The 12,753-nt window shown below is 43.9% G+C and carries 11 protein-coding genes; 8 read left to right on the plus strand and 3 right to left on the minus strand.

Annotated features, from left to right (window positions below):
- Nucleotides 1-36: 36 nt before the first annotated feature.
- The 5 genes from HL061_RS00070 (at nucleotide 37) to HL061_RS00090 (ending at nucleotide 5,182) form a co-directional block, all read left to right on the plus strand.
- A complete protein-coding gene (locus HL061_RS00070; RefSeq protein ID WP_071001283.1) occupies nucleotides 37-555 on the plus strand; it encodes a helix-turn-helix domain-containing protein in 519 nt (172 codons plus the stop codon).
- On the plus strand, nucleotides 543-1,382 hold the full coding sequence (locus HL061_RS00075) for an IS3 family transposase (RefSeq protein ID WP_227517198.1): 840 nt from the start codon (nucleotides 543-545) through the stop codon (nucleotides 1,380-1,382). Before HL061_RS00070 ends, HL061_RS00075 begins: the two co-directional genes overlap by 13 nt.
- 124 nt (nucleotides 1,383-1,506) lie before the next feature.
- Nucleotides 1,507-2,715 carry a diaminopropionate ammonia-lyase gene (locus HL061_RS00080; protein ID WP_355456896.1) on the plus strand — a complete coding sequence of 403 codons (1,209 nt, stop codon included), beginning with the start codon at nucleotides 1,507-1,509 and terminating at the stop codon, nucleotides 2,713-2,715.
- Nucleotides 2,716-2,725: 10 nt separating this feature from the next.
- Nucleotides 2,726-3,901: a M20 aminoacylase family protein gene (locus tag HL061_RS00085; RefSeq protein ID WP_252962372.1), complete on the plus strand. Its 1,176-nt coding sequence runs from the start codon at nucleotides 2,726-2,728 to the stop codon at nucleotides 3,899-3,901.
- Between the two features lie 57 nt (nucleotides 3,902-3,958).
- Entirely contained in the window at nucleotides 3,959-5,182 is a 1,224-nt protein-coding gene (locus HL061_RS00090) for an MFS transporter (protein ID WP_252962373.1), read from the plus strand.
- 214 nt (nucleotides 5,183-5,396) lie between these two features.
- On the opposite strand, the gene HL061_RS00095 is transcribed toward HL061_RS00090, so the two are convergent.
- The 3 genes from HL061_RS00095 to lipB form a co-directional block, all read right to left on the minus strand.
- Complete coding sequence (locus tag HL061_RS00095) at nucleotides 5,397-5,864, minus strand: hypothetical protein (protein WP_071001370.1); 468 nt, start codon at nucleotides 5,862-5,864, stop codon at nucleotides 5,397-5,399.
- A 178-nt stretch (nucleotides 5,865-6,042) separates the two neighbouring features.
- Complete coding sequence (locus HL061_RS00100) at nucleotides 6,043-6,573, minus strand: inorganic diphosphatase (RefSeq protein WP_058024967.1); 531 nt, start codon at nucleotides 6,571-6,573, stop codon at nucleotides 6,043-6,045.
- A gap of 193 nt (nucleotides 6,574-6,766) precedes the next feature.
- On the minus strand, nucleotides 6,767-7,624 hold the full coding sequence (lipB, locus tag HL061_RS00105) for a lipoyl(octanoyl) transferase LipB (RefSeq protein ID WP_071001371.1): 858 nt from the start codon (nucleotides 7,622-7,624) through the stop codon (nucleotides 6,767-6,769).
- Nucleotides 7,625-8,085: 461 nt separating this feature from the next.
- On the opposite strand from lipB, the gene HL061_RS00110 reads away from it, so the two are divergent.
- The 3 genes from HL061_RS00110 to HL061_RS00120 all read left to right on the plus strand — a co-directional run bounded on the left by HL061_RS00110 (nucleotide 8,086) and on the right by HL061_RS00120 (nucleotide 12,735).
- The gene (locus HL061_RS00110) at nucleotides 8,086-9,504 is read left to right on the plus strand and encodes a coniferyl aldehyde dehydrogenase (RefSeq protein ID WP_227517211.1); all 1,419 of its coding nucleotides are present in this window, start codon (nucleotides 8,086-8,088) and stop codon (nucleotides 9,502-9,504) included.
- A gap of 345 nt (nucleotides 9,505-9,849) precedes the next feature.
- On the plus strand, nucleotides 9,850-11,778 hold the full coding sequence (locus tag HL061_RS00115; protein WP_083328793.1) for a glycine betaine ABC transporter substrate-binding protein: 1,929 nt from the start codon (nucleotides 9,850-9,852) through the stop codon (nucleotides 11,776-11,778).
- Nucleotides 11,779-11,841: 63 nt separating this feature from the next.
- On the plus strand, nucleotides 11,842-12,735 hold the full coding sequence (locus HL061_RS00120; RefSeq protein ID WP_071001373.1) for an ATP-binding cassette domain-containing protein: 894 nt from the start codon (nucleotides 11,842-11,844) through the stop codon (nucleotides 12,733-12,735).
- Nucleotides 12,736-12,753: the final 18 nt, after the last annotated feature.

The raw sequence follows: 12,753 nt of genomic DNA on the forward strand, positions 1-12,753 counted from the left end.
CCCCCATAAGTTGGACACAACTTATGGGGTATTTTTATGCGCTACGATCTAGACTTTAAGCTTGAAGTCATCGCATACTATATGCAAGGACATACTGGTCGTGCTACAGCTGAGGAATTTAACCTAGATAATAAGATAGTTATCAAATGGGTTAAGCAATATCAAAGCGGTGGTATTGAAGCTATCAAACCAAAGACCAGCAAAGCTTACTATAGTCACGAGTTTAAACACAAAGTCATTACAACGATGCTTAGCCAAGGCTTAAGTCAATTGGAAGTTGCTTTAAGGTATAACATCAGCTCACCGGCGCTTATTAGTCACTGGCATAAAGCGTATCGACTAGAAGGCATATCTGGACTCATCTCCAAACCTAAAGGTAGAACCGTCATGAGCAAACCCTTCATTACAGACAAACCAGAGGATGAAAAAAGCTTAGCAGAATTGAAGCGTGAGAATGAGTACTTACGTGCAGAGGTTGCCTACCTAAAAAAGCTCGATGCCTTGCTCAAAGCGGAGGAAAAAGCAGGCAAAAAGCAAGGCTCATCGAAGGACTAAGAGAGCGCTGCTGTTTATCTGACTTACTTAAAGCCGCTGGTATGCCTAAAAGCGTCTTTTACTATCATAGAGAAAAGCTTGGTGATAAAGATAAACATGCTGACTTAAAACAGCGTATTACTAAGCTGTATCACCAGCATAAAGGCAGGTACGGCTATCGTAGAATAACGGCAGCGCTAAAGCAGTTAGGTAGCCATTACAATCACAAGCTCATCGCTAAGCTTATGCGTCATTTAAACTTAAGTGCACGGATTCGACGACAAAGATATCGCTCTTATAAAGGTGTACAAGGCAAAATTGCAAAGAATTATTTAAAGCGTCAGTTTCATGCAGATAGACCAAACACACGCTGGCTCACTGATATTACTGAGTTTAAGGTAGGTGATCATAAGCTATATTTATCACCGATACTCGATTGTTATAACAATGAGATCATCAGCTATACGCTCTCAAAGAGACCTACCTATGATTTGGTTAGCAAGATGCTAGATAAGGCGTTAGATAAGATAGATACGCACCAGAACAACCGTTTAATGCTGCATTCAGATCAAGGCTGGCATTATCAGATGAGACCGTTCAGTAAGGCGCTTAAACAGCACGGTATTAAGCAAAGCATGAGCAGAAAAGGCAACTGCTTGGATAATGCGCTGATGGAGGGGTTCTTTGGTACGCTGAAGTGCGAGACGATTTATATTGAGAAACCAAAATCGATTGAGCAGTTAGAACAACAGATTCATGAGTATATGCATTATTACAATAATGAGCGTATTCAACTCAAACTAAAAGGACTGAGCCCTGTGCAGTACAGAACTCAGTCCTTGGTATAAACTAAACCGTCCAAGTTTCGGGGGTCAGTTCACTTAGATGTGTATAGCTCATGGTTGCAATCTCACTTTGGTCGGTGGATAAAAACTTTGATGCTAGCGCATCTAGGTCTTTTTTTCACCTTGCATTTGGTATTGCACTTCATGTGTTAATCTAAGAAATCAAAAAGCAACCTATATGGCCTATCCAAGCGAGTTGGCCAGCACTCTAAATCAAGACGCTGCCCAAAAAAGCAAACAATGGCTTTCAAAATGGCCCTTACTCAGTCCAAATGCTACACCGCTTTGGTCGATGAAAGGTACAGCTCACGCTCTAGGGATCAAATCGCTTTGGATCAAAGATGAATCAAAACGCTCCCAGCTCGGTAGCTTTAAAGCTCTGGGCGCACCCAATGCGCTGATCAAACTGATTTTAAAACATTTCCCAGCATTCGAAGCGGACAAAATCTTGTTAGGTGCTTACCGTGAACAATTGGCTAATTTTGCCGTCGTAAGCGCCACTGACGGTAATCACGGACGAGCATTAGCAGCAGCGTCTCAGTCTAGTGGTTGTCCTTGTACTATTGTCATTCATGCACAAGTGAGTAAAGAACGTGAAGACGCGATTGCTGCTTACGACGCAACTATGGTGCGTATCGCTGGAAACTATGACGAGTCAGTTGAAGAAGCCGATCGAATTGCCAAAGAAAATGGCTGGACTGTCGTATCAGACACCTCGTACGAGGGTTATACGGAAATCCCAAGAGATGTAATGCAAGGCTACGGAGTGATGGCTGCAGAGATAGTGGAACAGCTTGAGGACAATCAGAAAAAACCCACTCATATTATCCTTCAAGGTGGCGTAGGTGGTTTGGCAGCAGGAGTGTTCAGTTACTTTTGGGAACATTACGGAGTCGAGCGTCCCATATTTGTTATCGTCGAACCAAGCCAAGCTGATTGCTTGTATCAGAGTGCTATTCAAGGTAAGCCGGCTTCGGCTACGGGTAGTGTAGACTCTATCATGGCGGGTCTTGCATGCGGAGAAACCTCACAAATTGCTTGGAGGTTCTTACAACCGAGTGTAGACTATTTTGCTTTGATAGAAGATCAAGATGCCATAGACAGCATGTTACAGCTCGCTCAAGGATACCATGAAGATACTCCAATTGTTGGAGGCGAATCTGGTGTGGCAGGACTAGCGCTGCTAAGAAAATTAGTAGAACAAGATCAGCTTGATGTGTTAGAGCTAAACGCGAACTCCGAAGTTCTAATCATCAACACTGAAGGTGCTACCGCCCCAGAGCTCTTCAAAGAGTTAACAGGACTGACAGCAGAAGAAGTCATTGCTAAACAGTAAGGAGTGAATAATGTCATCCAATCAAGCACTACAAAAATTGTTGATGGGTTGGCGCCATCATTTACATCAGTATCCAGAAACTGGTTTTGAAGAACATAAGACTGCTGAATTTGTTACTCAAACTCTATCGAATATGGGATTAGAGGTAACATCTGGTATTGGCGGTACGGGACTAATAGCCAGTATAAGTCGAGGAGCTAGTGACAAGGCTGTTGCGATTCGTGCTGATATGGATGCCTTAAATATTTGTGAAGCATCAAATGAGCGTCAATATATTTCCCAACATCACGGAAAAATGCACGCTTGCGGACATGATGGCCATATGGCTATGGTTCTGGGTGCCGCAAAACTACTTACTGACAATCCTAACTTTGATGGTACGATACGTTTCTTGTTTCAGCCTGCAGAAGAACATGGTTGTGGTGCAAAAGCGATGATGGCTGACGGAGTATTTGATCGTTTTCCAGTAAATGCAATCTTCGGTGGTCATAATATGCCAGGGATGCAATTAGGTACTATTTCTACTCGCTCCGGTGGCATTATGGCTAGTGAGGATAATTTTGAAATCACTATTCAGGGTGATGGTACTCATGCTGCTCGGCCACATATGGGTAATGATACGATGGTAGTGGCAGCAAATATAATTTTGGCTTTACAAACCATCGTATCTAGAAATGTAGATCCAAGCCAATCGGCTGTATTGTCTTGTACAGAAATCCTAACCGATGGACTGCGAAATGCCATTCCTGGGAGAGTAATCATTAAAGGTGATACTCGAAGCTATTCCAAAGCTATTCAAGTACAGCTTGAAGAGCGTATGCGTACGATTGTTGATGGTATATGTGCAGCTCACAATACTAGTGGTACTGTGAGTTACACTCATGAATTTGCACCTACAGTAAATTCTGAACAATATGTTCCTATAGCTGTAGAGGCAGCAGCGAAAGTGGTAGGGCGAGACCATGTTGAAGATAATATCCAACCGATGATGATTTCAGAAGATTTTGGAGCCTTTCTAGAAAAAATATCAGGCAATTTTGTTTTTTTCGGCAATGGAAAACAAAAAGATCAAGGTGGTACTCCTTTGCATAATGCTCATTACGATTTTAATGACGACTTACTTCTTATCGGAGCAGAATATTTTGCTACTGTTGCAAAGGACGCATTGAATCAATTGAATCATTAAACATTTACAATAAGTAAGAAATACATCAAAAAAACATTGATCAGAGAATCAAAAATAATGGTTGAAGAAGCTAAAGTAGTATTACATGAAGCAGAAAACATTGACTCACAAACTCATCGTTCTAATATATGGCGTTTAACCATTGCTCAGGCGTTATCAGGCGCTAACTCCGTTGTCATATATGCAACGGGAGCCATTGTAGGAAATATACTAGCGCCTTCACCTGTCCTAGCAACGCTGCCTATTTCAATATTTGTTGTTGGTATGGCAGCTTGCGTATTTCCAGCTGGAGAATTAGCGAGTAGATTTGGCAGACGAACTGCATTTTTAGCCGGTACAGGGGCTGGGATACTGACCGGTCTTTTAGCTGTAGCCGCCCTATTTATGGGTTGGTTTTGGTTGTTTTGTGTTTCCACATTCTTTGGTGGTGCTTATGCGGCAGTGGTACTTTCTTTTCGGTTTGCCGCTGCCGATGGTTTACCAGCCAATAAGCGGGCTCAAGCTCTGTCCCTTGTGATGGCTGGTGGCATTGTTGCGGGTATTATTGGTCCACAACTTGTCACCCATACCATGCATTTATGGCCACAGCAGATGTTTGCTGCTACTTTCCTTGCTCAGGCAACGGTAGCGTTGCTATCAGGTATTATCCTTTTTGGTGTTCATGCGCCAGCGCCTAAAATTCCCTTAATGAATAAGGGACGTCCTTTGTTTGAAATTGCTCTTCAACCACGTTTTGTCTGTGCGGTAATTTGTGGCGCAGCATCTTATATGATCATGAACTTTCTTATGACAGCAGCACCTTTGGCTATGCACATGCATGGACACAGCCAAGAATCAGCAAATTTAGGTATCCAGTGGCATGTCATTGCCATGTATGCGCCAAGCTTTTTTACGGGTAAATTAATCGCACGTTTTGGTGCCACGCGTATTTCGGCTTTGGGTATTCTTCTAACTAGTTTATCAGCAGCTATTGGACTGATGGGAGAAGATATTTCTCACTTTTGGTGGATGTTGATTCTGTTAGGAGTTGGTTGGAATTTTGGCTTTTTAGGCGCTTCCGCTTTGGTACTAGAATGTCATCAATCCGAAGAGAGAAATCGAGTTCAGTCGCTCAACGATTTTATTATATTCGGATTGATGGCTATAGGATCGTTTTCTTCAGGAGGAATACTAAGTATTTATGGCTGGTCTATTGTGTTGTGGGTGTCTTTCATACCTTTGGCAATGGCAGTAGTTACTTTGGCTGCAACAAGAATAAGTCGGCATAAAACAACCGTTTAAATTATACCCCAAGGGAACTAGCAAAACAGACCTCTTAATCAATTAACAGACCACTTAAAACAGACTGGTATAATGGAACCACTTATAACAGACTAGCGAAACCAGCAGGCCTTGTTAGGCTTTTCTATTGTCCAGCCCGTGAGTAATAATACTCGCAGGCTACAGTATCAGCGATAAACGGTTCTATAAAAAGTATCGCGATCCAGTACGTTACTTAACCAAACACTCGCCACAATATCCAAAATATACCTATCATCAAGACAGCGATAACGAGTAATCGTTTTAGCCAATAAGGGAGTAAAGGTTTTTTATAACCCAAGTCATTGAGTTGACTGTCGACACCCGCTTGTAAGCTTTTAAACCCTTGCCCTGGCTGAGTAGATTTAACACGGTTTTTTACTAATGGACCAGGCTCATCTTCGATCTCTTGCTCTCTATCGAAACTAATGGCCTGATTGGGGATACCTTGTTTGCTGGCGATGGTATTGAGCTTTTGCTGTTGTTTTACTTTGAGTGCAGTCTCATAGGCATCAATCCTAGTTTTGGCTTCATCCATACTGATGTTTTCGTCTGCCGCCAACGTTTTGATGGCCATTACCAAGTTGTTTTTTTCGACCATCATGATGACGTCTTTTGGCAACTTGGTATTGACCGGCTTTTTGCTAGGGTCGGGGTTAAACATGGCTGTCCTTATTACGGCGTATGCGTGTGAATGAGTAGTCGCGTTTATTATAACCATTTTACATACAGAGTATTCAAGTTACACACAGAGTATTCAAACAAAAAAATACCGCGATCACATTGCGATCGCGGTATTTTGGTATTTATCTATGATTAGCATTTATGCCAATTTTAATAAATTATAGGTCTTTCCAGCGTTGGATAGATTCTTTGATGACTTCTTTGGCTTCGCTCACATCACCCCAAGACTCAACCACAGTAGTGCCCGCTTTTTTCAGGTCTTTATAGTGGCTGAAATGGAACTCTAGTTGGTTGATTAACTGCTTTGGCAGATCTTCTAGGCTGTTGTAAGCATTACCTGTGTCACGGTCGTCAGCAGGTACGACAACGATTTTGTCATCGACTTCGCCATCATCAACAAACTTCATGACACCGATGACTTTTGCTTTTAGGAAAATGCCAGTCGGTAGCGGCTGCTCAGTCAAAATCAATGCATCTAGCTCATCACCATCTTCGTCAAGCGTTTGTGGGATGAAACCATAGTTACATGGCTTAGCAAAAATCTGTGGGTCAATACGATCAAGCTCAAATACTGCCAATTCGCGATTCCACTCAATTTTATGACTGCTACCAGTTGGGATCTCTACTACTACGTTGATGATACCGCCGTCTACGTCGCCTGCGTCCAAAATTTTATTAAAATCTGCCATGAAATACTCCAATTTGCTTTTGTTTTAGAGGTTTGAATGATTGATTTAGCTAGGGATACTGCAAAATTTTTACCGCACCCGATTTGTACTGGGTGCGATTATAACAAGTTTGGTCCAAATTTTCTCTTAATGCTTAAGTCTAAGCGTGCAAGATATTATGCAAAAAAAGATTATGCAAAAATGGACTCAAAACTCACTTTGGCGCTATTGCTCGTAGTTCAATCAGTCCAGCATGACGCTTGGCGATATTGTCGATAAGTTTTTGAGTAACTATCTTGTAGTTTAATGTGTCGCTGATTTGTTGAGTCGTTTGTGTTTCTGACTCTTTTTGCTCTGAATCTGTCTGCATGGCCACAAAATCAGACAAGCGCAACATCTGCATCCCCGCATAACCGCAAGGATTGATAGCATTAAATGCTGACAAATCACAGTCTAAGTTAATTGCGATACCATGATAGCTAAAACCATGCTTAATCTTAAAGCCCAATGACGCTATTTTCCCAAGCATAATCTTGTCATCCAAAGAGTCGCTACTGGCTGGCATGCCATCTGCATCATCCGCCATATTCGTTACAGGTGACTCCGCATACAGATATACACCAGGCGCATCACGGCGAGCATGGGCGCTGATATGCTCACTGCTAGCAGATGGTGAGTGACGCAGACAATCATTTACCACATCCTCTATCGCCTGCTCAGCATGGGAGACCAGATGGCGTACACTCCAGCCCAAACTGTTTAAGTCAAACAACCAGTAAAGTACCAGCTGTCCGTGACCATGCCAAGTTACCTGACCACCGCGGTCGGTCTTGATGATAGGCGTGTCGGTGCGCTGCAAGATGTGTTCTTCTTTGCCTGCTTGTCCAAGCGTATAAACATCGTTGTGATCAACGATCCATAACTCATCAGGCGTGCGCAGTCCTTGCTGTTTTTTTAGATCGATACGTTCGAGAGTACGTGACAGCATGGCATCGAGAGTGGGAACATAATCGGCTGCTGACAGAGATTTACTGATCAGCATGTCATTGAGCGGTTGTGTGTCGTTTTGCATGAGCGTGTCTGTCTTATGATTGTCCAGTGTAAAGGCGGAGGATGCCGATGGCTAGTGTAGCAGTTTTGGCAGGTATCGCTCAAAGATTATATGCTATCACGCAGTCTAAAAGACAGTTAAATAATAAGGGTGAAAAGTCATGAAGGATTCATAAAAATATTTATATATCATTGAGTTAGCTGATAGGTAGACAACACTAGTACAGACGCACTAGTCAACCAAAGAAGCTGTTCATTGCGCAGTCAATGCGCTACATTAAAGTTTGATAAGCAAAACCGAATAAAATGTACGGTCAGGGCATATAACGGATGCGCGCGTCTGACTAACAAAGTAACACCATAATTCAATAAACATAGTGAGCATGTGACATCATATGAGCACGACAAGGAAGATAAATGACAGATAGCAACCAACACGCCCATGAGCAGGCACCAACCGATGCAGGTTTTTCGCTGCAGCGTATGCCTGAAGCACTGAGTACCGCAAAAACCATCGATGAGATGAAAGCGCAATTTGCGCGCTTACAAATGCTAAGCCGTAAGCAGCCGATCAATGATTGGGGTACTCGTGAGACCCAGCTAGATAATTTAGAAGTGATGCTGAGCGACAATCAAGAAAGCTTTGCAAAAGCAATCAGCGCAGACTTTGGGTATCGTAGCCAATCAGAGACTCAGTTTGCCGAGCTGTTCCCGAGCTTCACAGGTATCAGTCATGCCAAAAAACACGGCAAAAAGTGGATGAAAACGTATCGTGCGCCTATTTCACCCCTATATATGCCCGCTCACAATGAGATTCAGCCGCAGCCATTGGGGGTGGTCGGTATCATGGTGCCTTGGAATTATCCGCTGTTTTTGGCGATTGGTCCGATGATTGATGCGCTTGTCGCAGGCAACCGGGTCATGGTCAAAATGAGCGAAGCTGCGCCGCAGTTTGCTCAGACATTTGCTGATGCCATTTCTCGTTATTTTTCGCCCGATATGATTTGTGTGGTGCTGGGTGAGGTGGATATTGCGGCCGCCTTTAGCGAATTACCATTTGACCATCTACTCTATACTGGGTCTACTGCGGTCGGCAAAAAAGTCATGGCGGCTGCGGCACCTAACTTGACCCCAGTGACGCTTGAGCTTGGTGGTAAGTCACCAGTGATTGTATTGGATGATGCCAATCTAGAGTCGGTGGTCAACCGTGTCATGATGGGTAAAACACTAAATGCAGGTCAGACGTGTATTGCCCCAGATTATGTATTGATTCAGCGTCAATATCATGACCAGTTTATCCATTTAGCAAAAGAGTGGATGGCCAAGCACTATCCCAATATCGAAAACAATCCAGACTATTCACGCATTATCAATGGTGAGCAGTTTAAACGGGTCAAGGGTTACCTAGACGCGCTAACAGGTGTTGAGATACACGCACTTACTGCAGTTGAGCCCAATATCGAAACGCGCTTGATGCCACCTGTGATTGTGAGCGAGCCTGCGCCTGATAGCGATCTGATGCAAAATGAGATTTTTGCTCCGATTTTGCCGCTGATGCATTATGAGACATTGGATGATGCGATTTCTTTCGTCAACGCGCGTCCACGTCCATTAGCGCTATATGTCTTTAGTGACAACTATAGCAGCATCGAAAACGTGCGTAACAATACCGTCTCTGGGGGTCTATGTATCAATGAAGTGATCATGCATGTCGCCCAGCATGACTTGCCATTTGGTGGGGTTGGTGATTCTGGTACAGGTGCTTACCATGGCAAAGCAGGTTTTGAGCGTTTGAGCCATATGAAACCAGTTTTTGTACAAACTAAGCTTAATGGTCTCAATTTCTTATTGCCGCCTTATGGTGGACTGTTTAAAAAGGCGATGGCATTGTTTTTGAAATAATTGCTCTATGGGAGTTATTCAAAAATTGATTTTGAACTCTCTTCATTCGATACCTATATCTATAGCATCTATCAAAATAGGTGCTATTTTTTTGTCAAAAAATCAAAGGTTAGCATTGGGAAAAGGTTTATTAATGATAGTGTTATATCTGCATGGCATAAGGTTTAACCATCTCAGCAATCGAAAAATAAGCATTTGTTATTACTCCTATAAGTCGCTACACTTTGTAGTAAGTCTAAACAACAGTGAATGATTCATAGATGTTGTGAGTCAATATGGCATCGTGATGCTCTGTGGTTGTGATACTTCTTTCATGTCAGTACAAAACAATAAATAGGACAGAACATGCGCCAATGGATTGCATTAAGTTTACTGTGTATGAGCGCGTTGTTGCTGCCTTTATCAGCATCCGCAGCTTGTGAGTCACCGATCAAGTTTGGCGCACTGACGTGGGAGAGCGGACAGTTTACTTCTGGGGTGCTTAAATATATTGCTGAAGAGGGTTACGGTTGTACGGTAGAAGAAATGCCAGGAGCAGGACCTGCGCTTGAGACCGCATTGTCTCAAAACGATATTCAGATCATCGGTGAGCAGTGGATTGGACGCTCACCAATCATGGAAAATGCCATCGAGCAGAACAAAGTGGCTGTCATTGGCGATACACTCAAAGGTGGCGCAACCCAAGGGTGGTATGTCCCAAAATATGTATTAGAAGAAAACCCAGGGCTACGTCGTTATCAAGACTTGCCCAAATATGCTGATCTATTCAAAGACCCTGAAGATCCGAGCAAATCTCGCTTTATGAATTGTCCTTCTGGATGGACCTGTGAGATTTTTAATACGCGCCTTCTAAAAAATACGGGGCTTGATAGTATTTTTAATAATGCTCATCCCGGTACGGGCGCTGCGCTCGATGCTGAAATCGCCTCTGCTTTTGAGCAGCATAAGCCACTATTGTTTTACTACTGGCAGCCTACGGGCCTAATGGCAAAGTATGACTTTGCTGCTTTAGAGTTCCCAGATCACAAAGATGCCTGCTGGCAAGACCTATTACTCGCTGACGGCACGTCTGATTGCGTATCAGGCTTTCCCGTATCGCCTCTTGGTATTGCAGCATCGACCCCATTTATCGACACCAATCCTGAGCTGGCAGAGGTCTTCAAAAAGATACAGTTTACGCCTGATGAGCTGAACGGCGCTATCTTGGAGATGAGTGAGAGTAAGCGTAGTGGCGATGAGCAGGCGTTGGTGTTTTTGCGTGATAACCCAGACGTTTGGCGCGGTTGGTTGTCTGAGGAAGCTGCTACCAATCTTGCGACTAAGCTAGGTGTCAGTTTGGACGGTACCACCTCGATTGATGATACTGCTTCTACTATGGATCAGTCGGTATTATCATCCAGTTTTCCATCATGGTCACTTGAGACCCCGCTCAACAATGCCTTATCAAGCGTCGTCCAAAACTACGGAGACGTATTTCGCACTATTAGCACGGTGACACTTACGTACTTGCTCTTACCTATTGAGCGATTATTAACGATTATTCCGCCTTGGCTGATTATCGCCTTAGTGGCTGTATTGGCGTGGTTTGGTGTACGCAAGATTTGGTTTGCGTTGGCATGCGGCGCGGGGCTATTTTTGATTGGTGCTTTTGGGTTATGGGGCGCGCTGATTGATACCTTAGCGTTACTCATCGTGTCAGTATTGGTCACGGTGGTGATTGGTATTCCTATCGGTATTGCCATGTCGGGTAGCAAGCTGCTGCGCAAGATTGTGACGCCAGTACTCGATGTGATGCAGACGATGCCAAGCTTTGTGTATCTCATACCGGTACTGATGCTGTTTGGTATTGGTAAAGTGCCTGCACTTTTTGCAACGGTTATTTACGCGCTGCCACCACTGATTCGCCTGACAACGTTGGGTGTTACCCAAGTGAATCATGAAATGGTCGAGGCAGGACGCTCTTTTGGTAGTACGCATTTGCAGCTACTCATTTGGATCAAGCTGCCACAAGCACTGCCCAGTATTATGGCAGGTATTAATCAGGCGGTCATGATGTCACTTGCGATGGTGGTGCTGGCGTCGATGATTGGTGCCCCAGGCCTTGGTGAAGATGTATTGCAATCTATCCAAACGCTTAATATCGGGCAAGGCTTACAAGCGGGTATGGCGATCGTTATCGTTGCCATTATCATTGACCGCATTACTCAAGCCTTTGGTCAAGGAAAGCGTGCTCGTCAAAAAACGATCAAAGCAGGCAGGCGTCCGATTGGGTAGAAACTTGTCCAATAGTCAATGAGTAAAGCCAGCATAAAAATCAAGCAAATAGCGAGAGTCACGATGAATCATATCCAGCTAAAAAATATCAGTAAAATCTATAATGCCAATAGCACGCAAGCCCAGTCTGCAATGGCGTTACTGGCTGAGGGTATGGATAGCGTTGCAGTTAAAGAACAAACTGGCTACTCGGTGGGGCTCTACGATATCAACTTGAATATCAAGGCAGGCGAGCTACATTGCATCATGGGGTTGTCAGGCTCTGGCAAGTCGACCTTGATACGTCATCTCAATCGATTGATTGATCCAACCAGCGGGGAGATATGGGTTAACACGACGGTCAATACCAAAACGCATGCCAAGGATAATACTCAGGCAAACACTGCGCCAGTAGACGAAAGCTCATCTAACGCTATCAATATTTTAGAACTTAATGATAAACAATTGCAGCACTACCGCCAGCAAACGGTCAGCATGGTTTTTCAGCATTTCGGCTTAGTTCCGCACATGACTGTGATTCAAAACGTCGCTTATGGTCTGCGTGTCCGTAAAATGAGTGTGAGCGAGCGTCATGAGATCGCGCGTTATTGGCTCAATGAAGTAGGGCTGACCAACCTAGAGCACAGCTACCCTGATGAGTTATCTGGCGGTATGCAGCAGCGAGTTGGGCTGGCTCGTGCGCTAGCAACGGACAATCCCATCTTATTGATGGATGAGGCATTCTCTGCGCTTGATCCGCTTATTCGCGCGCAGTTGCAAGATCAATTATTAGAACTACAAGAGCGCCTGAACAAAACCATCGTTTTTATCACCCATGATATCGATGAGGCTATTAAAGTTGGTCAGCGCATCAGTATTTTAAATGGCGGACGCTTAGTACAGACAGGAACACCAAGCGACTTAAGACACAATCCTGCTGATGATTATGTCGAGCAGTTTATGCGTGCCAAAGCTTAATTGGGATTGATGAGGGTG

The organism is Psychrobacter sp. PSP (assembly GCF_024085615.1).
Classification (GTDB): domain Bacteria; phylum Pseudomonadota; class Gammaproteobacteria; order Pseudomonadales; family Moraxellaceae; genus Psychrobacter; species Psychrobacter pacificensis.